The 20,709-nt window shown below is 71.1% G+C and carries 20 protein-coding genes; 12 read left to right on the forward strand and 8 right to left on the reverse strand.

Annotated elements, in window-relative coordinates:
• Positions 1-55: 55 nt before the first annotated feature.
• Genes AC59HU_RS03325 through AC59HU_RS03335 form a run of 3 tightly spaced genes read right to left on the reverse strand, consistent with a single transcriptional unit; the run spans position 56 to position 3,944 of the window.
• Positions 56-1,498 carry an MFS transporter gene (locus AC59HU_RS03325; protein WP_497221908.1) on the reverse strand — a complete coding sequence of 481 codons (1,443 nt, stop codon included), beginning with the start codon at positions 1,496-1,498 and terminating at the stop codon, positions 56-58.
• Between the two features lie 2 nt (positions 1,499-1,500).
• Positions 1,501-2,595 (reverse strand): amidohydrolase family protein, encoded by a 1,095-nt coding sequence (locus AC59HU_RS03330; RefSeq protein ID WP_497221909.1) that lies wholly within the window; start codon positions 2,593-2,595, stop codon positions 1,501-1,503.
• Complete coding sequence (locus tag AC59HU_RS03335) at positions 2,592-3,944, reverse strand: Gfo/Idh/MocA family oxidoreductase (protein WP_497221910.1); 1,353 nt, start codon at positions 3,942-3,944, stop codon at positions 2,592-2,594. Before AC59HU_RS03335 ends, AC59HU_RS03330 begins: the two co-directional genes overlap by 4 nt.
• A 150-nt stretch (positions 3,945-4,094) precedes the next feature.
• On the opposite strand from AC59HU_RS03335, the gene AC59HU_RS03340 reads away from it, so the two are divergent.
• The 5 genes from AC59HU_RS03340 to AC59HU_RS03360 all read left to right on the forward strand — a co-directional run bounded on the left by AC59HU_RS03340 (position 4,095) and on the right by AC59HU_RS03360 (position 9,266).
• Positions 4,095-5,606: a four-carbon acid sugar kinase family protein gene (locus AC59HU_RS03340; RefSeq protein ID WP_497221911.1), complete on the forward strand. Its 1,512-nt coding sequence runs from the start codon at positions 4,095-4,097 to the stop codon at positions 5,604-5,606.
• Positions 5,603-6,463 (forward strand): class II aldolase/adducin family protein, encoded by an 861-nt coding sequence (locus AC59HU_RS03345; RefSeq protein WP_497221912.1) that lies wholly within the window; start codon positions 5,603-5,605, stop codon positions 6,461-6,463. The genes AC59HU_RS03340 and AC59HU_RS03345 overlap by 4 nt, the downstream gene beginning before the upstream one ends.
• Positions 6,464-6,486: 23 nt before the next feature.
• On the forward strand, positions 6,487-7,299 hold the full coding sequence (locus AC59HU_RS03350; RefSeq protein WP_497221913.1) for a DeoR/GlpR family DNA-binding transcription regulator: 813 nt from the start codon (positions 6,487-6,489) through the stop codon (positions 7,297-7,299).
• A gap of 193 nt (positions 7,300-7,492) precedes the next feature.
• Positions 7,493-8,563 (forward strand): LLM class flavin-dependent oxidoreductase, encoded by a 1,071-nt coding sequence (locus AC59HU_RS03355; RefSeq protein ID WP_497221914.1) that lies wholly within the window; start codon positions 7,493-7,495, stop codon positions 8,561-8,563.
• Positions 8,556-9,266 (forward strand): NADPH-dependent F420 reductase, encoded by a 711-nt coding sequence (locus tag AC59HU_RS03360; RefSeq protein WP_497221915.1) that lies wholly within the window; start codon positions 8,556-8,558, stop codon positions 9,264-9,266. Before AC59HU_RS03355 ends, AC59HU_RS03360 begins: the two co-directional genes overlap by 8 nt.
• Positions 9,267-9,301: 35 nt before the next feature.
• On the opposite strand, the gene AC59HU_RS03365 is transcribed toward AC59HU_RS03360, so the two are convergent.
• Positions 9,302-10,390 carry a Fic family protein gene (locus tag AC59HU_RS03365; RefSeq protein WP_497221916.1) on the reverse strand — a complete coding sequence of 363 codons (1,089 nt, stop codon included), beginning with the start codon at positions 10,388-10,390 and terminating at the stop codon, positions 9,302-9,304.
• 346 nt (positions 10,391-10,736) lie between these two features.
• Here AC59HU_RS03365 and sigJ point away from each other — a divergent pair, with 346 nt between their 5' ends.
• From sigJ to AC59HU_RS03380, 3 genes are all read left to right on the forward strand, one after another.
• Positions 10,737-11,762: an RNA polymerase sigma factor SigJ gene (gene sigJ / locus AC59HU_RS03370; protein WP_497221917.1), complete on the forward strand. Its 1,026-nt coding sequence runs from the start codon at positions 10,737-10,739 to the stop codon at positions 11,760-11,762.
• Positions 11,763-11,925: 163 nt separating this feature from the next.
• Positions 11,926-12,702: an SDR family oxidoreductase gene (locus AC59HU_RS03375; protein ID WP_497221918.1), complete on the forward strand. Its 777-nt coding sequence runs from the start codon at positions 11,926-11,928 to the stop codon at positions 12,700-12,702.
• A gap of 66 nt (positions 12,703-12,768) precedes the next feature.
• The gene (locus tag AC59HU_RS03380) at positions 12,769-13,119 is read left to right on the forward strand and encodes an SdpI family protein (protein ID WP_497221919.1); all 351 of its coding nucleotides are present in this window, start codon (positions 12,769-12,771) and stop codon (positions 13,117-13,119) included.
• 171 nt (positions 13,120-13,290) lie between these two features.
• On the opposite strand, the gene AC59HU_RS03385 is transcribed toward AC59HU_RS03380, so the two are convergent.
• From AC59HU_RS03385 to AC59HU_RS03395, 3 genes are all read right to left on the reverse strand, one after another.
• The gene (locus AC59HU_RS03385; protein ID WP_497221920.1) at positions 13,291-13,884 is read right to left on the reverse strand and encodes a TetR/AcrR family transcriptional regulator; all 594 of its coding nucleotides are present in this window, start codon (positions 13,882-13,884) and stop codon (positions 13,291-13,293) included.
• 5 nt (positions 13,885-13,889) lie between these two features.
• On the reverse strand, positions 13,890-14,441 hold the full coding sequence (locus tag AC59HU_RS03390; protein WP_497221921.1) for a hypothetical protein: 552 nt from the start codon (positions 14,439-14,441) through the stop codon (positions 13,890-13,892).
• A gap of 68 nt (positions 14,442-14,509) precedes the next feature.
• Entirely contained in the window at positions 14,510-15,379 is an 870-nt protein-coding gene (locus AC59HU_RS03395) for an oxidoreductase (RefSeq protein WP_497221922.1), read from the reverse strand.
• Between the two features lie 107 nt (positions 15,380-15,486).
• On the opposite strand from AC59HU_RS03395, the gene AC59HU_RS03400 reads away from it, so the two are divergent.
• Both AC59HU_RS03400 and AC59HU_RS03405 read left to right on the forward strand, forming a co-directional pair.
• Positions 15,487-15,915, forward strand: a complete 429-nt coding sequence (locus AC59HU_RS03400) for a winged helix-turn-helix transcriptional regulator (protein WP_497221923.1) — start codon at positions 15,487-15,489, stop codon at positions 15,913-15,915.
• 179 nt (positions 15,916-16,094) lie between these two features.
• Positions 16,095-16,673, forward strand: coding sequence for a GNAT family N-acetyltransferase (locus tag AC59HU_RS03405; protein ID WP_497221924.1), 579 nt, complete (start codon positions 16,095-16,097; stop codon positions 16,671-16,673).
• A 42-nt stretch (positions 16,674-16,715) separates the two neighbouring features.
• Here AC59HU_RS03405 and AC59HU_RS03410 read toward each other — a convergent pair whose 3' ends face one another.
• Positions 16,716-18,221, reverse strand: coding sequence for a LuxR C-terminal-related transcriptional regulator (locus AC59HU_RS03410; protein WP_497221925.1), 1,506 nt, complete (start codon positions 18,219-18,221; stop codon positions 16,716-16,718).
• Between the two features lie 48 nt (positions 18,222-18,269).
• Here AC59HU_RS03410 and AC59HU_RS03415 point away from each other — a divergent pair, with 48 nt between their 5' ends.
• Entirely contained in the window at positions 18,270-18,764 is a 495-nt protein-coding gene (locus AC59HU_RS03415; RefSeq protein ID WP_497221926.1) for a hypothetical protein, read from the forward strand.
• 122 nt (positions 18,765-18,886) lie between these two features.
• Positions 18,887-20,671: a DUF4832 domain-containing protein gene (locus AC59HU_RS03420; RefSeq protein WP_497221927.1), complete on the forward strand. Its 1,785-nt coding sequence runs from the start codon at positions 18,887-18,889 to the stop codon at positions 20,669-20,671.
• The last annotated feature ends 38 nt before the right edge of the window (positions 20,672-20,709 follow it).

Below are 20,709 nucleotides of genomic sequence, written 5' to 3' on the forward strand. Positions count from 1 at the left end.
CGCATCCGTGTTGCCTGGAGCCGTGCGCACCGGCGCGCGCACGGCCCCGGGCAACTCAGCGCGCGCGGCGCCCGGTCGCGGATGCGGAGGACCCGGCACCGGCCCCGGCAGCGGCCCCGGACCCAGCCCCGGCCGCGCCCGGCACAGCAGGCCCGGTGTCCGCGCCCGGCGCCGCAGCTCCAGCCGCTGCTCCCGGCCCCGCCGCAACGACGTCGCCCTCGCGCGGCACCCGGCCGCTCCGCTTGATCGTGAGCACCAGCACCGCCCCGACCAGCATGATCGCGCCGGTGATGTAGAGCGCGACGGTGGCCGACCCGAGGGCGTCCTTGACCGCGCCGATCAGGTAGGGGGCCGCGAAGCCGGCGAGGTTGCCCGTCGAGTTGATCAGCGCGATACCGCCGGCCAGCGCGGTGCCGGCGAGCATCGAGGTCTGGAAGCTCCAGAAGATCGCCGGAATCGACAGGGCGCCGGCGTTGGCGAGGCTGAGCCCGATCACGCCGAGCACCGGGTTCTCGGTGCCGGCCACGATGCAGAGCGCGAACCCGATCGCCGAGAGCACGAACGCGGCGGCGATGAACTTCTTGCGCTCCCCCGCGCGGTCGGAGAGGAACCCGAAGGTCACCATCGACACGATCGCCGCGAGGCTCGGGATGGCCGAGATGAACCCGATCGCGACCGGCCCGGCGAACCCGAGCTCGCCGACCAGGTTGGGCAGCCAGAAGCTGATGCCGTAGAGCGCGAAGTTGTACGAGAAGTAGACGGCCGTGAGCATCCAGATCAGCTTGCTCTTGAACACCTTCCGCAGCGGCGTGTGGCCGCCCGCCGGCGCCTCGGCGGCGAGCAGGGCGCCCAGCCGGTCCTTCTCCGCGGGGTTCAGCCACTTCACGGTGCGGAAGTCCTCCTGCAGCAGGAAGAGGATGACGACGCCGAGCACGACGGTGGGGATGGCCTCGATGAAGAACAGCCACTGCCAGCCGGAGTGGCCGCCGACCCCGTCCATCCCGGCCAGGATGACGCCCGACACCGGGCCGCCGATCAGGCCCGAGGACGCCAGCGCGATGTAGAAGATGCCCCAGGCGCGTCCGCGGCGGCTCGGCGGGAACCACGACGCCATGTAGAAGAGGATGCCGGGGATGAAGCCCGCCTCCGCCACACCGAGGATGAAGCGCAGGGCGTAGAAGGTCCACTCGCTGTTGACGAAGAACATCAGCCCCGAGATGATCCCCCACGAGATCATGATGCGGGCGATCCACTTGCGCGCCCCCACCTTGGCGAGGATGAGGTTCGACGGGATCTCGAAGATGAAGTACCCGACGAAGAACAATCCGGCACCGAGGCCGTAGACGGCGTACGAGAAGCCGAGGTCGGCGCTCATCGTGGCCTGGGCGTAGCCGATGTTCACCCGGTCGAGGTAGGAGAGGAAGAACCCGAGCATGGCGAGCGGAAGGACGCGGAGCATCACCTTCCGGAACAGTCTGTCGTCGTTGACGGTGGTCATGGTCAGCTTTCTGTGTGGGGGGTCGGAGGAGTAGGGGTGGTGAGGGAGTCCAGGTCGACGCGGTAGACCCGCGCCGCCGTGCGGTGGAAGAGGTCGTCGAGCTGCGATGCGGTGGCATTGGCCGCACCGGTGAGCACCGCATCCATCACGTCGTCGAAGGTCGGCGCGGTGAGCGTGGCGACCGGCAGGTTCGAGGCGAACATCGCCCGGTCGAACCCGAAGATCTCGAGGGTCTCCCGCACGATCTCGATGTTCGACTCGCGGTTCCAGGCGTTGCGATACAGCCCGAGCTCGGAGACCTTGACGGTCGTCTGGGGCAAGGCGGCGAGCCGGTGCATCCCGTCGCGCCAGATCTCGAGACCCTCCGCACTGCGATCCAGCGGCAGCCCGCAGTGGTTCACGATCACGGGCACGCCGGGCAGACCGGCCACGACCTCCGCGGCCTCGGCCAGGTGGTAGTACGGCACCCGCAGGTCCCACGAGAAGCCGTGGTCAGCGAGCCGGTGGAGGCCCGCGAGCCACCGCTCGTCCTGCAGGGTTCCGGGCCGTCCGGCGACGGTTCCCGCGCGTGCCTCGGCGGCGGTGGCGGCGATGACCGGCTTCGACCTGATGCCCGTGACGAGCGGATGCGCGGCGTGCGCCGCGAGCACCTCCTCCAGCTGCTCGCTGAGGAAGGAGGCGTGGGCGACCACCGCGGCGGGGAACCGCGGATCCGCGTCGTGCTGCGCCTGGAGGAAGTCGTCCTCGGCCACCTCCTCGTCGCGAGAGCGTTCGGCCTCGCAGTGCACGGTGCCGATCACGGTCCAGCCGCGGGTGGCGTCGAGGTACTGCTCGCGCAGGAAGGTGTGCCGCATGGCGTTGTAGTCGCCGAGGAAGAAGTCGGGGTTGTACTCGTCCTGGATCCAGGGCCACCGGCCCTCGCCCTCGAGATCCCAGAAGTGGTGGTGGGCGTCGAGGATGCGGAGGTCGTAGCCGGCGGGGAGCAGGTCACGGCGCAGGTCGCGGCGCAGGTCCTGGCCGGGCTCCCGACCCAGGTCGCGGCCCGGCTCCCGGCCCGGCTCCGGGCTCGGGGTCCGGCCCGGCTGCTCGGCGCTCACCGGGCGAACCCGTCGCGGAAGGCGGCCAGAGCCCGCTCGGGCATCTCGTCGAGGTCGGCCAGCCCGATCAGCTCGCCCGCGGCGACGTCCCGGGTCAGAACGGCGCCGCTCAGCAGGTAGTAGGCCGCGAGCGCGACCTCGTCGGGAAGCCCCGGCCGTGCCGCCTGCTCCCGGTCGACGATCGCGGTCGCGACCCCGGCGATCTCGTGGTGATGTCCCTCCACCCGGAACCGCGTGCCCGCCGCGAGCGGCACGGCGGCGCGCGCGGCGAGCACGGTGTGCTGCCGAGGGTTCCGGACGGGCGCGGTGTCGTCGGCGGCGTCGAGCACGCTCAGCACGGTCTCGACCCCCATGGCGTGGTACGGCCAGTAGAGGCAGGCGTACCGCCCCGAGCGCGAGACCACGTGGCCCTTGCCGCGCAGCAGGTCCCAGGTCACGGCGTCGTTCGTGCGCACGACGGCGAAGACGCCCCCGGCGAAGCTGGCCTCGCCCGGGAGCCGCAGCATGGAGAACACGTCGAGGACGCGGTCGCGCATCCGGATGCCGCCTTCGGCCCGCTGCTCGTAGATGTCGGCGAGCTCGTCCGGGCGGGCGACGGGGTAGTGGAGGGTCTCGACATCCGCCCGCGCGCCGCTGTAGAGCGACACGACGGCCATCTCGCACGAGTCGGCGGCCGCGGAGCGCGTGAGCGCCGAGACGGCGGCGGCCCGGGCGTCGAGGGTGGCCGGCACGTCGTCGCCGAGCGCGAGCAGGGCGGCCAGGGCGGTGCCGTCGACGGTCTCGTCGAGCTGCGTGAGGGTCGCGGCCTCGGGGTCGAGCACGAGGTCGTACTCCCCCGACTTGCCGAGGGCGACGACCTCGAGGCCGGTTCTCTCGACCCAGTCGAGCAGGCGCAGCAGGTTGGCGGGCTGGTCGCCGTCGCCCGGCAGGTAGCGCACGCCGGCCTCGCGGGCCGCGGCGGCCAGGCTCACCCCGGCGAGCGACTCGACCTCCTTGCTCACCATCACGACGTGCACGCCGCGGGCGATCGCGGTGGCCGCGTAGTCGTAGCCGGCGTCGATGCGGCCGGTGGCCTCGACGAGCACGTCGACGTCGTCCCAGTCGACGGCCTCGGCCGAGGCGACGAGAGCGGGGCCGGAGGCGCTCGCGGCGAACCCGAGCTCGTCGAGCATCGAGCGCACGCCGGCGGTGTCCGGATCGATCAGCTGGGTGACGGCCAGCCGGGGAACCGATCGCGCCTGCGCCAGGAAGGTGCGGCCGAAGCCGCCCCGGGCGCCGGTGAGGGCGACGCGGATGCGGGTGGAGTCGGCCGTGCCGGGGCGGAGCGGGTGCTCGAGGGAGGTCACCATTGGTCCCATCTGCGCGGCTCGTTCCGCGCGGTCGATCGTGACGATTCGCCAACCCTACACACGATTTCACCAAATATTCAAACTTTGCAACACGGATTCACATGTGATGGAATGACGAGGTCGAATCCGCCATCTCGAAGAGGAGTTCCCGTGCTGCGTCTGGGTGCCATCGCCGACGACTTCACCGGCGCGACCGACCTCGCGACCTCGCTGCGAGAGCGGGGGTTCCGGGTGGCGGTGCTGCTCGGGCCCGACGGGCTCGCGAACCGGGACGACCTCGCGAACCGGGACGACCTCGCGCCATCAGTTGGTCCCGCCGATCCGGCCGGGCCGGAGGATGCGCACGACCTCCTCGACCTCGACGCGATCGTGGTCGCCCTGAAGACCCGCACCGCGCCCGTCGAGCAGGCGGTCGCGCAGTCGCTCGCGGCGATCCGTGCTCTCGAGCCGCTCGACCCCGCGCAGTACTTCGTCAAGTACTGCTCCACCTTCGACTCCACGCCCGCCGGCAACATCGGACCCGTGCTCGACGCAGTGCTCGACGAGCTCGGCGAGCGCCGCACGGTCGTCGTGCCGTCGTTCCCCGACAACGGCCGCACGGTCAGGCACGGCGAGCTGTTCGTCGACGGGGTGCCGCTCAGCGACTCCCCCATGCGCCACCACCCGCTGACGCCGATGACGCAGTCGCGGGTGTCGAGCATCCTGGCCCCTCAGACGCACCGCACCATCGCGGAGGTGCCGGTCGAGGTCGTCGAGCGGGGGCCGGATGCGGTGCGCACGGCCCTCTCGGACAGCGACGCCTCCGACGGCTCCCACGCCTCCTACGTCGTGGTCGACGCCACGACCAACGCCGAGCTCGAGACCGTGCAGGCCGCGACCGCCGACTGGCGGCTGCTCTCCGGCAGCGCCGGACTGGCGTTCGGGATGCGCGGCGACCACGATCCCGCCGCCCAGCGCTTCGACGCCCCCGCCGGGCGTCGGCTGGTGGTGTGCGGCAGCGCGTCGGCGAAGACCCGCGCGCAGATCGCACACGCGCTCGGGGCGGGCGCCTCGGGCTTCAAGCTCGACATCGCCCGGGCGGTCGGCGATCCGGATGCCGTCGTCGCCGAGACCACGGCCTGGCTGGCCGGCCTCCCCGACGACGCGCTGCCGGTCGTCTACTCGGTGGCCACCCTCGACGACCTCGCGCCCCGGGACATCCGGGACGATGCAGCGGCCGACGCACCCGCCGCCACAGCGTCTGGCACGCGCTCGCCTGCCGACGCGGTCGAGTACGTCCTCTCGCGGGTGACGGTCGAGGCCGTGCGCCAGCTCGGCGTGCGGCGCGTCGTGGTGGCGGGGGGCGAGACCTCCGGAGCCGTGGCAACCGCGCTCGGCTGCCTCCGCCTGCTCATCGGCCCGCAGCTGGCCCCCGGCGTCTGCTGGTCGCTCGCGCGCACCGGCGAGGCCGCTGTCGAGCCGGGGACGCCGGGCCAGCTCGGCCAGTCTGACCACATCGGCCAGTCCGACCAGTCCGGCCACCTCGGCCAGCCCGGCCAGTCCGTGCAAAACGATGAGCTCGGCCAGCCCGATCAGCCCGGCCCCGAGGTGGCGCTCGCCCTCAAGTCGGGCAATTTCGGCGCCGACGACCTCTTCACCACCGCCTGGAAGGCGCTCCCGTGACCGACGCACCCGTCCACGCATCCGGCCACGTGCCCGCACCCGCCCCCGCCGCATCCGGGCACGCGCCTGCACCCGGACTCGCACCCGCCGCATTCGGCCACACACCCGCCCCCGCCGCATCCGGCCACGCGCCCGCACCCGCCCCCGCCGCATCCACTCTCTTCGCCGGCCCCCACCCGGCGGCGACCGCCCAGCCCACGACCGACCCGCGCGACACCGTCATCGCCATGGGCGCCCGGATCGCCGCGGCCGGCATCAGCCCGGGCTCGAGCGGCAACGTCAGCATCACCGCCGGCGACCTCGTCTACGCCACCGGAACCGGAACCGACCTCAGCCGCCTCACCCGCGACGACATCGCCGTGCTCGACCGCGATGGGGCCCACCTGGCCGGCCCGCGCGCCTCCAAGGAGACCTCGCTGCACCTCGCCTTCTACGCCAAGAACCCGGAGCACACCGCGGTGGTGCACGTGCACTCGCCGAACGCGGTGGCCCTGTCGTGCCTCGAGCCGTGGAACGAGTTCAGCGCCGTGCCGCCGCTCACCCCCTACTTCGTGATGCGGGTCGGGCAGGCGCCGCTCATCCCGTTCCGGGTGCCCGGAAGCCCCGAGCTCGGCGAGCTCGTGCGGGCGCTCGACTTCCCGTTCCACGCCGCGGTGCTCTCGAACCACGGCCAGATCACCAGTGCCGCCGACCCCGACCGGGCCGTGGAGGCCGCGATCGAACTCGAGGAGGCGTGCCGCATCGCCCTGCTCACCGAGGGGCGCCCGCGCCGCCTGCTCCCCCACGCCGACGTGCGGGCGCTGAGCGAGAAATGGGGCACGCCGTGGTCCACCGCCGCCGCGCCGGGCACGCCCTAAGCTGGTCGCCTGAGGGAGGTGCCATGTCCGATCCGGAGGAGACGCCGCTGATCCCCGATCAGCGTCGCGAGCTGATCGTGAAGCAGCTGCGGCGCGAATCGGTGATGAGCTACCACCAGCTCACAGCCCTGCTCGGCGTCAGTCAGATGACCATCCGCCGCGACATCGCCGCGCTCGAGGCGGCGGGTCGGGTGCTCGCAACTCCGGGCGGCGCGAAGATCGCCTCCCGCCTCTCGGTCGAGCCGTCGCGGCTGGAGAAGTCGACCCTCGACCTCCTCGAGAAGGATGCGATGGCCCGCGAGGCCGCGCGACTCGTGCACGACGGCATGACCGTCTTCCTCGACGCCGGCACGACGATCCAGGCGATGCGCCCCTACCTCGACGGCGTCTCCGACCTCACGGTCGTCTCGAACGACCTGGCCGTGGTCAGCTCGTTCCTCGACCACCCCACGGTCGACATCATCGCGCTCGGCGGCCGGGTCGAGAAGGCGAACCAGTCGACGGTGGGGCGCCTGGCCGCGCTGACCCTGCGCGAGCTGTCGGTCGACATCGCGTTCCTGTCCTCGAGCTCGTGGGATCTGCAGCGCGGCATCACGACCCCGGCCGAGTCGAAGATCGAGCTGAAGAAGGCGGCCCTCGCGGTGGCCACGGAGTCGGTGCTCGTCGCCGGGTCGTCGAAATACGGCACCTTCGGCCGGTACCGGATCTTCGGGCTCGACGAGGTCGACGTGGTCGTGACGGATGCGGCGCTCAGCGATGCGGCGGCGGCCGGGATCCGCGAGTTCGGTGCGGCCCTGGTGCTGGCCGAGCCCGACGAGCGGCTCGCCGCGGGTTAGACGGCGCGGGCTGCACGGCACGGCGGCCGAGGCGCGGGCTAGACGCTGCGGCGACCGGGGCGCGGGTCACGACGCCCGGGAATGTTGCGTACGCATGGATCGTTGATACCCACAGCGCTCGAGCGAGGCACCGGCATCCGCCGCGACACCCCCGGCACGAACGCACCGTGAGCAGCATCCCCAGGAGCCCACCGTGACCGCACGCCCGATCGAATTCGGACTCAACTCCTTCGGCGACGTCCCCACCGATGCCGGCCGCACCCTCTCCGACCCCGAGACGGTCCGCCTGGTCGTCGAGGAGGCCAAGCACGCCGAGCGGGTCGGCCTCGACGTCTTCAGCCTGGGCGAGCACTACCGCGAAGGCTACGTCGACTCGGCCACCCCGGTGCTGCTCGCCGGCATCGCGACCGCGACCGAGCGCATCCGTCTGGGCAGTGCCGTCACCGTGCTCAGCACCAACGACCCGGTGCGGCTCTACAACGAGTTCTCGACGCTCGACGCCCTGTCGAACGGGCGGGCGCAGCTGGTGCTGGGGCGGGCATCCCAGACCCAGTCGTTCCCACTGTTCGGCTACGACCTCGCCGACTACGAGACGTTGTTCGAGGAGAAGCTCGAGCTGTTCATGAAGCTGCAGCGAGAGATGCCGACGACCTGGCAGGGCACCGTGCGGTCGCCGCTGGTGAACCAGACCCTGCATCCGACCATGCGGCCCGGCGGCATCCCCACCTGGATCGGCGTCGGCGGCAGCCCCGACTCCGTCATCCGCGCCGCCCGCTACGGACTGCCCCTCATGCTCGCGATCATCGGCGGCGAGCCGCGGCGCTTCGCCGGCCACGTCGAGCTGTTCCGCCGGGCGCTCGAGCAGTTCGGCCAGCCGATGCAGCCGGTCGGCCAGCACGCGCTCGGCCTGATCGCCGACACGGATGAGGAGGCCGCCGAGCTGTGGTGGCGCTCGTGGGAGCCGATGGTCGCCCAGATGGGCCGCGAGCGCGGCTTCTACCCGCCGACCCGCGAGCGCTACGAGCTCGAGCTGGCCACGGGGGCGCTGTTCGTGGGCTCGCCGGAAACGGTCGCGCAGAAGATCGTGCGTATGCGCCACGAGCTGCAGATCGACCGTTTCGATCTGAAGTACGACATCGGCGGCCTGCCCGTCGACGCCCGCGCCCGCACGATCGAGCTGTTCGGCACGGTGGTGGCGCCGCGGGTGCGCGAGCTGCTGGCGACCGAGAACTCCGAAGACCAGATGGATGAGGACCATGACTGACCAGACCAACTCTCTTCCCGTAATCGGCATCCTGGGTGCCGGCAAGGTGGGCACGGTGCTGAGCCGCCTGTTCCTCGCCGCCGGCTACCGCGTCCTGATCGCCGGATCCGGCAGCCCCACCAAGATCGCCCTCATCATCGACGTGCTCGCCCCCGGGGCCGTGGCGACGACCGCCGAGGAGGTCGCCCGCGACGCCGACGTGGTCATCCTCGCGCTCCCGCTCGGCAAGTACCGCTCGATCCTGGCCGACCTGCTCGAGGGCAAGCTCGTCGTGGATGCGATGAACTACTGGTGGGAGATCGACGGCATCCGCGACGACCTGAACGACCCGCGCCTGTCGACCAGCGAGCTCATCCAGCAGTTCCTCCCCGCCTCCCGCGTGGTCAAGGCCTACAACCACATGGGCTATCACGACCTCGACGAGGGCCCGGCCGCCGCGGGTGCCCCCGACCGCAAGGCCATCGGCATCGCCGGCGACGACGACGCCGATCTGGATGCGGTGGCCCGCCTGGTGGATGCGTCCGGCTTCGACCCGGTGCGCGTCGGCACCCTCCGCGACAGCATCAACCTCCAGCCCGGCAGCCCCCTCTTCGGAGCCAACCTCCCGGCCCCCGGAGTCGCCGCAGCGGCGCAGGACTTCTGGTCCACCCCTCGCGGCCTAGAGGTCACCGCCGCCCGAGCCGCCGCCCCCGTCACCTCCTGACCCCAGCGTCGGTCCGTGGGCACGCCGGTGGCCGACTAGTCCCGGAGGATCGCGGGAAGCATTCCGAGCGCGTCCAACCGCCTCACGAGGTGAACGGTGAGGTCGTTCGGCCCGAACGACGGGCGGTAGTACCGTGATCCCTCGCGAGTGGGCACGAGCAGACGTCGGTCGATCAGCCGTCTCAGGCTGAGGCTCCTGCTGCTCGGTGAACCGGGAAGGATATCCGCGACATCGGCCGCTTTGATCTCGCCGAGGAGAACGGCACGGGCCACTACGGAGGCCTCCGCGGGCGTGAGGTCGCCGACCGACTTCATGTGGTCGAGCGCCGGACCGATCAACTCGTCGGTCACGAAGTCGAAGTGCTGGAGTCGTTCGAGTCGCTGGAGGTCGAGCCGCATCCCGCCCACGAAGAACGTGCACCAATCGACGACTCCGGCGTCGCTCAGATCGTCGGCAGCCGCCAGGGTGTCGTAATAGCCGAGCCGATCCGACCCGAAGACCGCGGTCGGGTTGACTGTGCGCAGCCCGACCGCGCTCACAAAACCATGCCGCCGCAACATGAAGTAGCTGATCAGCCGAGAGACCCGCCCGTTTCCGTTCTGGAAGGGATGCAACCAGAGGAATCTGTGATGCGCGATCGCAGCATGGATCAACTGCTGGTGGGCGGGAACGTCACGGTTCGCGAACTCCAGGAAGTCGTCCATCTCGGGCATCAGGAGGACATGGCTCGGCGGAGTGTGATCCGCGTGAGTGATGCCGACGTTCACCCTGCGATATTCGCCCGGCGTGGGGTCGCCCTCGCGCTCGAGTCCACGAACAGTCGACCCGTGAAGGCTGCGGATCAGGACATGGGTGAGCGGCGTGGCTTCGTCGAGACCGTCGAGGAACTCCATGGCCTCCCGGATGTTGCTGATCTCGCGGAACCGGTCAGGCGTGCTCTCGCCATCCGGCCGCGCGGCTTGAAGACCTCGGACGGCATCGGTGATCGTCGTGCGATTTCCTTCGATGCGCGCGGATGCGATGCTCGTCAGCAGCTGGAACAGGGCGTGGAGCTCGACGAGGATCGACTCGGGAGTCGTTCCTCGACCCATCTGACCGCGGAGGCGCTCGAGTTCGAACGACACGCGAACCAGTTCGGAGTCGAACTGGATGTCGGGGATGGTGATTCTTGTCACGACTGCTCCGATTATTTGCGACGGACGACATGACTATTTTAGCGAGTACGCCTTCGATCGCCGTCATCACGGCGAAGTAATCACTGATGCCTGAGCATTTATTTGTGAACTACAGATCTCCGAATTGCGGTCGCAACAGGAGGCATTGACGGTTTTTCGAGCCCAGGCAGTCGCTCCGAGGGACTGCGCGAACCGTCTGCGCAGTCCTTCCGCGCGAGATATCGTGGCTGGGGCCGGCTGTTTCGCCGACGACATTGGTGTTTCGGCGCACGCCCCGGGTGAGGAAGGACGAGTCGTGAGCGAGCAGGGGGTCGCGCCGGGGCGGCGGGACGACGTGGCGCTCGGCGAGCGCGGGCGACTGCTGGGGATCACGTTCCGCCTGCTCGGCACCACCGCCGACGCCGAAGACGCCGTGCAGGAGACGTACGCCCGCTGGTTTCAGTTGAGCGGCGCCGAGCGCGGCGGCATCCGCTCGCCCCAGGCCTGGCTCACCCGCGTCGCCAGCAACATCTGCCTCGACCTGCTCGGCTCGGCCCGCCACCGCCGCGAGCAGTACGTGGGCGAGTGGCTGCCCGAACCGCTGGGCGCCGGCGCCGGGCCGTACGCCGACGGCGCACTGCACTACGGCCTCGCCGCCTCCGCCTCCGCTGCCGCCATCGCCTCCGCCTCCGCCGCGCACGCGGGCACCGACCCGCTCGACCACGTCACCCGCGACGAAGACGTGACCATGGCCCTGCTCGTCGTGCTCGAGTCGCTCTCCCCCGCCGAACGCGTGGCGTTCGTGCTGCACGACGTCTTCGCCGTGCCCTTCGACGAGATCGCCGAGATCGTCGGCCGCACACCCCAGGCCGCCCGCAAGCTCGCCTCGACCGCCCGCACCCACATCATCGAGCGCCGCCGCCGCGAGGCCCCGGTCGAGCGGCACACCGCCGTCGTCAAGGAGTTCTGGGCCGCCTGCGGCACCGGCGACGTCACGCAGCTCCTCCGCCTGCTCGACCCCGACGTGGTCATGCGCGTCGACGGCGGCGGCAAGGTGCGGGCGGCGCTCCGCCCCATCCTCGGGGCCGACCGCGTCGCCCGCTTCATCCTGGGCATCCTCTCGAAGCCGGGCGACGAGCGCGCCGCCTTCGAGACCGTCGGCGGCCGCACCGCGATCGTGCTGCGCGACGGCGGGGGGATGCGCGAGGGCGGCGGGATGCGCGAGGGCGGCGACTCGGATGCGCCGGTCGTCGGCGTGGCCATGTTCGACGTGCGAGACGACCAGGTCGTCGACGTCTGGTTCGTGCGCACCCCCGACAAGCTCGGCACCTTCAACCGCTGACCGCTCACCGCAGGCCGGTCCCGGGACCGCGACCGCGACCGGGACCACGCCCGGTGCCCATCACCCGCCCCTCCCGACCACCCCGAGTCACATTCCGCTCCCCTCTTTCGTCTGACTGAGTGAGGCCGTGAACAAGGCACGCCCCACACTCGAAAGGCAGCACATGAAGATCGCCGTAGCCGGAGGCACCGGAACCGCCGGCCACCACGTCGTCACCACCGCCCGCGCCCGAGGCCACGAGGTCGTCGTCCTGACCCGCTCGACCGGCGTCGACCTCACGACCGGCACCGGCACCGGCACCGGCAGCGGCACCGGCCTCGCACAAGCGCTCGCCGGGGTCGACGTGGTGGTGGATGCGGCCTCCACCGCCACCCAATCCGCCAAGGCCTCGCGCGCCTTCTTCGGCACGGTCACCGACACCCTGCTGGCGGCCGAGAAGGATGCGGGGGTCGCCCACCACATCGCCCTCTCGATCGTCGGCAGCGACCGGGCCCCCTTCGGCTACTACGCCGGCAAGGCCCTGCAGGAGCAGCGGGTCGAGGCGGGCCCGATCCCCTGGACCGTCCTCCGCGCCACCCAGTTCCACGAGTTCGCCCGCCAGATCTTCGGCCAGTTCAGACTCGGCCCGATAGCCCTCGTGCCGAAGATGTTCTCGCAGCCGGTCGCGGCGCGCGAGGTCGGCGAGCGCCTGGTCGACCTGGCCGAGAGCGGCCCCTCCGGCCACGCGCCCGACCTGGCCGGGCCCGAGCTGCTGCGGATGCGCGACATGGTCCGCGCGTACGCCGCCGCCACCGGAACCCCCGCCCGCCTCATCGAACTCCCCCTCCCCGGTGGCTTCGGAAAGGCCCTCCGCGACGGCACGATCACCGCGGCCCCGCCCGCCGACCGTGGCGTGCAGACGTTCGCGCAGTGGCTCGAGGAGGTGCGCCGGTCGCTTTAACAACCGGGAGGTCGAAGGAGTCGCGCCGCTCGGAGCAACTAGTTAGTACGGGTGAAGAATAGAGCTATGGACACGCAAGATCCCCTGGCAGGCCTCGCGATCACCGGCTGGATAGCCGCAGCCCTGCTCCTCCTCATCGTCATGATCTGCGTCGCCGCGAAACGGGGGTCGCTCTCGCTGAACCACACGATCGGGCTCCGAGTTCCCGCGCTCATGCGCGACGAGAGTTCGTGGCGCGTCGGTCACGCGGCGGCCCTCGTTCCGGCACTCATCTCGTTAGTCGTGGCGATCATCTTCGACCTGATCGGGATAGCGTCCACACTCGCCTACTGGGGCGCCATCGCGACGCTGATCGCCGGACTCGTCTGGATCGTCATCAGCGCTTCGAGAGCCGCCAGGTCCACGGACGGCACGTAGCCGCGTGCGGCACCGACTCCCCGACCGCACCCGACCGGGACACAGCGGCCGGCGAGGAGCGGCACGCGAGCCGGCCGCCGACCGGTGACGCCGACACGAGCCGCATCCCCGCGAACTCGCCTCATCGCGGTCACGCGAACCCGCGATTCTCGCCGCCACGCGATCCGGCAGTCAGGCCTCCGGATGCGCCAGCTCGTCCAGGTGCCGACCGAGTGTCCCGAGCATGACGGCCGCGGCGCCCGGGTCCCCGCTCCACAACCCGTGCATCGCGATCCCGTCGAGCAGGGCGTGGAGCCGCCGCACCTCGTAGTCGCGGTCGCGCCCGGCGTCGAGCTGCCCAGCTTCGGCGAGCACCGCGACCGCCCTCTGACACGCCCGGTCGACGCCGGCGCTGAGCGCGACCGCGGCCGGCCGCAGGTCCGCATCCGTCAGCGCCAGCAACCCCAACTGCACCTGCGCGACGAGTTCGGTGCGGCGCACGTCGTCCAGCGGCAGCAGCTCGGCCAGCATCGCGTCCACGAAGGCCCGCCCCGTGAGATCGAGCGCCGCGATCCGGGCGATCGCCCGCGCCTGGATCAGCTCGAGGCAGTACACCCGCAGGGCATGCTGGGTCGGGAACACCCGCCGCAGCGACGCCGGCGCCAGCCCCGCCTCCGCCGCGACCCCGCGCACCGAGAGCCCGGCGATCCCCTCGCGCTCGACGACCCGCAGCGCCGCCGCGGCGATCTCGGCGGTGCGCTCCTCGGCGTCGATCCTGCGTGGCACGCCGGTTACTGTACCGCCGCCGAGCGGTCGACGCCCGGCTTCTTGGGCCAGATCGTGTAGCCGACCGCCCACAGCAGCTCGGCGCAGAAGACGATCCCGAGGATCCCGAACATCCCCGAGAGCGCCGAGGTGCGCTCGGAGTCGCCGACGAGCAGGATGATCCCCCCGAGAATCGCGGCGGCGATCCCGACGGCGACGCCGGTCAGCAGCACGTCGCGCCAGCACTTCGCGGTGTACCGCGCCCCTTCGAGCCGCTCGGGAGCAGGGCCGCCGTCGAACCGGTGTCGGAACCGCACGTCGGCCCATCCGACCATCCGCTTGCCGTAGGCGACCGACACCCCGATGTAGATGGCGGCGAGCCCGTGCTGCCAGGATGCGGTGCCTCCCCCCAGCAAATCGACCAGCACGAAGGCGAGCAGCACCGCGTCGAGCACGGGCGCGAGCACCAGTAGCGGCGCCCCCAGCCGCGGGCGCCGCAGCACGTACCGCGCGGCAAGCCCGCCCAGGATGGCGACCCAGAACGCGATCTCGCAGGCGATGATGACGGTGAGAATCATGCGGGCTCCTTCAATACTGACGAGCCTTACGGCCTTTGAGTACGAGTGTACTCAAAAAACCCACCCGCTCATCGACCGATTGCATCCAACTCGGCGACATCCGCCGGCGACAGCGCGACCCCCGCCCCGGCGATGTTCTCCCGAAGGTGGTTCACCGACGACGTGCCGGGAATCAGGAGGACGTTCGGCGACCGCTGGAGCAGCCACGCCAGCGCGACGGCCATCGACCGCACCCCGAGCCGCTCCGCGACGGCCGACAGGGCCGACGACTGCAGCGGCGTGAACCCGCCCAGCGGGAAGAACGGGATGTACGCCACCCCCTCGCTGGCCAGCCGGTCGAGCAGCTCGTCGTCCTGCCGCGCGGCGAGGTTGTACCCGTTCTGCACCGAGACGATCGGCGCGATGGCCTGCGCCTCCGCGACCTGCTCGGCGGTCGCGTTGCTCACGCCCAGGTGCCGGATGACCCCCTGCCCTTGCAGCTCGACCAGCGTCTCGAAGGCGAGCCCGATCCGCTCGGGAACCGGCCCGTTCGCATCCCCCAGCCTCAGGTGCACGAGATCGAGCGCGTCGACGCCGAGCGTCTCGAGGTTGTCGTCGATCTGCCGCCGCAGCTCGTCCGGCGTGCGAGCGCTCGGCCAACCGCCGTCGGCATCCCGGCGCCCGCCGACCTTGGTGGCGACGAGGAGGTCGCGGCCGTACGGGTGCAGCGCCTCGCGGATCAGCTCGTTCACCACCCGCGGCCCGTAGGTCTCGGCGGTGTCGATGTGCGTGATGCCGCGGTCGACGGCCTCGCGCAGCACGGCGAGCGCCTCGTCGCGATCCTTCGGCGGACCAATCACCCACGGGCCGGCGAGCTGCATGGCGCCGTAGCCGAAGCGGGAGACGGTGGTGTCGCCGAGGGTCCAGGTGCCGCCGGGGAGGTCGGATGCGGAGTTCATGTGCGCCTTTCTGAGCAGGTGGAGCAGGAGTCGCTCTCCACCCTGCAGTAGGCGCTACCCATAAGGTAGTAGTTACCGAGAAGTGCGTTGATACCCGAGGGAGCCCGATGGCCACCATGACCGCGGCCGAGAAGAAGGCCGAAGCGAAGTCCCAGTACAACGCCTTCCTGGCCGCATGCCCCAGCCAGAAGCTGCTCGCGCAGGTGTCGGGCAAGTGGGTGACCCTGGTCATGTCGGCCCTCGGCAGCGGCCCCGAGTGCACCGGCGACCCCCGCCCCCTGCGCTACTCCGAGCTGGCCCGGGTGCTCGCCGGGGTCAGTCCCAAAATGCTCAGCCAGACGCTCAAGTCGCTCGAGCGCGACGGCCTCGTCGAGCGCACCGCCACGGCGACCGTCCCCGTCACCGTCTCCTACGAGCTCACCACCCTCGGCCTCTCGCTCCATACCACCGTGCGTCAGCTCAAGCTCTGGTCGGAGTCGCACCGCGACGAGGTCGCCGCCCACCAGTCCGAGTTCGACGCCCGGCCGACGCGCTAGCGCGCGGCCTGGTCGCCCCGTCGCGAGAAGAGCGGATGCGCGGGGTCGCGCCCGCGTTCGGCCGCCGGCCCCGTCACCTTTCGCCCTTCGCCCTTCGCTCAGCGCAGCGGATGAACGGGGTTGCGCCCGAAAACCGAACTCCCCTTCACCGCTCCCGACCCGCTGGCTATCCTGACCGCATGACCTTCACGGGCACGGTGCGCCGCGCGACCCCGGCCGATGCCGGGCTCCTGGCCGTCCTGCTGCACGACTTCAACACCGAGTTCGACGCCGCGACGCCGGGCCCGACCGTGCTGGCCGCCCGCCTGACGCGACTGCTGGGTCACGCCGCGCCATCCGACTCGTCGGCTCCGCCCACCTCACCGGCCTCGCCGAGCTCATCCGCCCTGCCGGGCCCATCCACCCAGCCAGCCCCGCCCGCCCCGATCGCCGCCGGTGCCACGACCGCCCTCCTCGCCGAGCAGCCCAGAGGCGGCGTGATCGGCCTGGCCCTCGTCACCTGGCACACATCCGTCTGGCACGACGGCCCGGTCGCCCTGCTCGACGAGCTCTACGTCGTCCCCGAGCACCGCGGATCCGGAGCCGGCTCGGCCCTGATCACCGCCCTCCTGTCCGACGCCGCGCAGAGCAACGCCGGCGCCATCGAGCTCGGAGTCGACGAGCCCGACGTCGACGCCCTCCGCTTCTACCGCCGCCACGGCTTCACCGAGACCTCCTCCGAGGGCGACCGCTCGTTCTATATCTCGCGCGAGCTCTAGTACGCGACCGGGCCGCGACCGCGAGATGCACGTGCGCGAACCCTAGGGGGCGGTCGCGGCCGGGGGCTCGATCGCGCGACTGATCTCGCGACGGGTGCGGAGGTCGAGGCGGATCAGGATGTTCGCCACGTGGAAGTCGATCGTCTTGCGCGAGAGATGCAGCAGCTCGCCGATCTCGGTGCTGGTGTAGCCGCGCGCGACGAGCTGCGCGACGGCGCGTTGCTGCGCGGTCAGGGCCGCCATCGGGTCGTGCAGTCGAGTGCGGGCGAGCTCGTCGCTCGTGGAACGGATGATGCTCGTGCACAGCGCCGCAAAGGCGTTCGCACCCAGGGCGAGCAGTTCGGTGCGCGCATCCTCGTAGTGGGTGAGTCCCTCGACGGGGTCGTCCAGCAGTGAGACGTGGGTGCCGGCGAGGATGCGCACCCAGGTGCGCCCGAGAGGGTCGTAGTCGTCGTCGAGTAGGGCTAGGGCGCGCTGGGTGTGGTCGGATGCATCCTGCAGCTCGCCGTCGAGCCGCGCGATGATCGCGGCGTGGGCCCACCAGTAGGCCTGGTCGCGCGCCCCGGCGACGGCGCCCCAGGCGGTGTGGCGCGCGCGGTAGTCGCTCATCCGCTCGAGGTGCCAGAGCGCCAGACAGCTGAGGGCGTGCCACTCGTGTGTGTCGAAGACCGAGCGGTGCCCCTGGTGCTCGAGGTCGTCGAGCGCGTGCTGCAGGTCGGGCCAATTGTTGCGGCCGATCGCCGAGATGATCCTCGTGTGGGAGACCAGCACCGACGTGATGACGGTGCGCGGAACCGCCGCATCCGCCGCGTGCCCCAGCTCGCGAGCGGCGGAGAACCGTCCGTCGAGGGCGGCGAGCACGGCACGCAGCGCCGAGGCGGTGCCGACCGACGAGGGCACGGAACTGCGTTCGGCCAGTTCGGTCAGGGCGTCGGAGAGGTGCCGGGCGTCGTCCCACCGAGCCTGGCGGATGCGCACCAGAGCGAGCTCGGCCCGCACCCAGGTCGCCAGGCCGCTCCGGTCTCTCGGGATGAGCTCCACGGCACGAGCGAGCGCGACCGCCGCCGGGCCGAGCTCGCGGCGGCCGTTCAACACACTCCCCAGTGCCAGGAGCGCGTACCCGTACTCCTGGCCGAGCGATCGTCGGGATCGCGGAGTCTGCAGCGCCGTCTCGAGTGCCACCAGCGCCGGAGGGCGCAGCTCGGTCGCCCGGCCGGTGTGATGCTCGATGAGGGCGGCGGCCCCCAGCCGGTCGAACTCGAGGCCGCGAAGGAGCCGTGAGAAGTCGCCGTCCTGAAGATTCACTCGCTCGGCGGCGGGCACCAGGTCGCCGACGAGCCGGCTCAGTTCGGCGGCGTCGCTCCAGAGCCCCTGGTGCGTCGACTCGACCATGATGTCGCCCGCGACTCCGCCGACCGCAGCCACCCGCTGTGGCTGCGCCGCGGTGGATGCGGAGCCCATCACGGCGGCTGCGGCACCCGTCACCACCGAGACGGCTCCGCGGATGTCCCCGGCCATGGCCGCCCGGGAGGCGTCGACGAGGTCCAAGACGGGTCCGTCGAGTTCGGACAGCAGTGGCTCGTAGCCCGTGAGCCGATGCAGCTGCCGGGTCCGGTGGGCGGTCTGCATTGCTCGCGCGATCAAGGCGGCACGCTGCGCCGGATCGGTGGCAGCTGCGGCCCGGTCGAGAGCCCCGGTCACCACGTCGACCCCGGCATCCTGGGCGCCAGCATCCCGGACGCCGGCATTCTGGGCACCAGCCTCCTGGGCACCAGCATCCTGGGCGCCAGCATTCTGGGCACCGGCATCCCGGTTGCCAGCGTCCTGGGCACCAGCATCCCGGTCACCAGCCTCCTGGGCACCACGAACCTGGTTCGAGCGAGCACTCGTCATGAGCCGTCCACGGCCGACGCGATGGTGCCGAGCCCGGTACGCATCATGCCCCTCGTCCCTCACGTGCCGAGAACCGGCACCCGGCCCCACCCGGCCCGGCCCCGCCCCGCCCGGCTCACCACCACCCATCCTCCCAACAGGCCGCGCCGTTCCACAACCGCCGAGCACCCCTTCGGCACCTCGCGCCGGATTCGCTAGTAATCGATCCCAGTGTGCTCGAGCGGCCGCGCTGCCAAACTGCTCCGCGTGCCCTGGGCGCGGAGCTTTGCTGACGAAGGCCATGCATCCGCGGCGCACTGGGCTGACTTCGAGGGGGAACCATGAATCGTGCCGAAAACGAAGGCACCGCACCACCGAGCGCACACGCAGCGGCCGGACGACGACGACGCCGAATCGCCGGGGTCACGAAACGAGGTCTCGCCGCCCGTGCCGCGCTGGCGGCACTCCTGGCCGTCGGCCTGACCGTGCCCGCGCTCTCGGCGTCCGCCACCACCACCGCCGGCGCCGCCGCTACCGCCGCCTCCACCTCCACCGGCACCCTGACAACCGAGGCACCCCCAGCGGTCCCGGCCCCGCACTCCACCTCCGCCGAACACCAGTACACCCCCACCCCCGACGCCGAGTTCGCCAACCCCGAGCGTGGCTTCAACAAGGTCATCAACGACTTCATCGACGTGAAGCCGTTCCAACTGAAGGCCGAGATCGAGCGCGGCAACTCGTTCGTGCACGCCGGCGTCGACCTCTCCCCTTATCTCACCAGCGACCTCGACCAGGCGTTCCTCGACAAGCTCGACACGTCGTTCGCGCTGCTGCGCGAGCACGGCCTGAAGGCGTTCATGCACTTCAGCTACAGCCAGAACCTCGACCCGAAGACGCCGGGGCTGACGACGAGCTGCCCCGACGTGTCCGTGGTCCCGAAGGGCGTCCCGGCCGATGCCGACGCCGACCTGGAGTGGATCCTGAAGCACCTGGCGTCGCTGAAGCCGGTGCTCGCGAAGAACACCGACGTCATCATGGGGCTCGACGCCGGCTTCATCGGCGAGTGGGGTGAGTGGCACTGCTCGCCCCACCTCCTTCTCGAGCCCGAGACCAAGAAGAAGGTCCTCGACGCCATCCTCGACGCCTTCCCGGCCGAACGGCAGGTCGCGATCCGTCACCCCTACGACATCATCGACCCCACCCTGGTGCCGGACTGGACGAGCGCCGACAGCCGCGTCACCGACTACCAGTCCTGCTACGCGTCGCGGTATCCGGATGACGACGGCACCTGGGTGGAGGGCGTCGACACGGGCGAGGCGACGAACGAAGAGATCGTCGCCCTCAAGGCGAAGATCGGCGAACTCGGCGAGAACCACATGATCGGCGGCGTGGCCTGCAAGCCGAGCGTGCGCACGAGCTGCGCCGTGGCCGTGACCGGCCCGACCCCGGAGGAGCAGGCCGAGCCGGCCGTACCCAACCTGTACGACAGCGCCCCCGAACTCGCGAAGATGCACTTCACCTACCTCGACGGCTTCTTCGATCCGGATGCGCTGGACCAGTACGCGCCCTGCCGCCACGAGATGATGATGAAGCTCGGCTATCGCCTCGAACTGAGGCACGCCAGCCTGCCCGCCACGCTGGTGCCGGGCGAGCGCACGCCGATCTCCATCACGCTCGGAAACGTCGGCTGGGCCTCGATCATCAACGAACGCCCCGCGTTCCTGGTCCTCCGAGGCGACGACCACACCTACCAGCTGCCGTTGGCGGCAGACCCCCGCTCGTGGAAGTCGGGCCAGGAAGCGACGATCGAGCAGGAGATCGAGATCCCCGCCGAACTCGCTCCGGGCCACTACACGCTGGCGCTCTGGCTGCCTGACAAGTACGAGTCGCTGCGCGGCAACCCGGCCTACTCGGTGCGCTTCGCGAACGAGAACGTGTGGGACGAGAAGGCGGGCGACAACGTGCTCGCCCAGGTCGAGGTGCCGGCCAAGGAGGTCAAGCCCGCGCTGGCGGCGACCGGTGTGGGCACAGTGCTGCCCCTCGCCTGGTCGCTGGCTGGCGGTGCCGGCGCGGTGAGCATCGTCGGCATGGCGCTGCTCCTCCGCCTCCGTCGTCGTCGGGTCTGAGCGGGTTTCGGCACGCCGGTCGGGGTGGAAGGCTTATC

This window comes from Herbiconiux sp. 320_LB, assembly GCF_059691755.1.

Excerpts from the sequence above, each read along its gene's own strand:
- AC59HU_RS03325 (WP_497221908.1), bottom strand. The coding sequence starts at position 1,498 with ATGACCACCGTCAACGACGACAGACTGTTCCGGAAGGTGATGCTCCGC.
- AC59HU_RS03335 (WP_497221910.1), bottom strand. The coding sequence starts at position 3,944 with ATGGTGACCTCCCTCGAGCACCCGCTCCGCCCCGGCACGGCCGACTCC.
- AC59HU_RS03350 (WP_497221913.1), top strand. The coding sequence starts at position 6,487 with ATGTCCGATCCGGAGGAGACGCCGCTGATCCCCGATCAGCGTCGCGAG.
- AC59HU_RS03360 (WP_497221915.1), top strand. The coding sequence starts at position 8,556 with ATGACTGACCAGACCAACTCTCTTCCCGTAATCGGCATCCTGGGTGCC.
- AC59HU_RS03375 (WP_497221918.1), top strand. The coding sequence starts at position 11,926 with ATGAAGATCGCCGTAGCCGGAGGCACCGGAACCGCCGGCCACCACGTC.
- AC59HU_RS03380 (WP_497221919.1), top strand. The coding sequence starts at position 12,769 with ATGGACACGCAAGATCCCCTGGCAGGCCTCGCGATCACCGGCTGGATA.
- AC59HU_RS03390 (WP_497221921.1), bottom strand. The coding sequence starts at position 14,441 with ATGATTCTCACCGTCATCATCGCCTGCGAGATCGCGTTCTGGGTCGCC.
- AC59HU_RS03395 (WP_497221922.1), bottom strand. The coding sequence starts at position 15,379 with ATGAACTCCGCATCCGACCTCCCCGGCGGCACCTGGACCCTCGGCGAC.
- AC59HU_RS03400 (WP_497221923.1), top strand. The coding sequence starts at position 15,487 with ATGGCCACCATGACCGCGGCCGAGAAGAAGGCCGAAGCGAAGTCCCAG.
- AC59HU_RS03405 (WP_497221924.1), top strand. The coding sequence starts at position 16,095 with ATGACCTTCACGGGCACGGTGCGCCGCGCGACCCCGGCCGATGCCGGG.
- AC59HU_RS03415 (WP_497221926.1), top strand. The coding sequence starts at position 18,270 with ATGCAGCTGCCGGGTCCGGTGGGCGGTCTGCATTGCTCGCGCGATCAA.
- AC59HU_RS03420 (WP_497221927.1), top strand. The coding sequence starts at position 18,887 with ATGAATCGTGCCGAAAACGAAGGCACCGCACCACCGAGCGCACACGCA.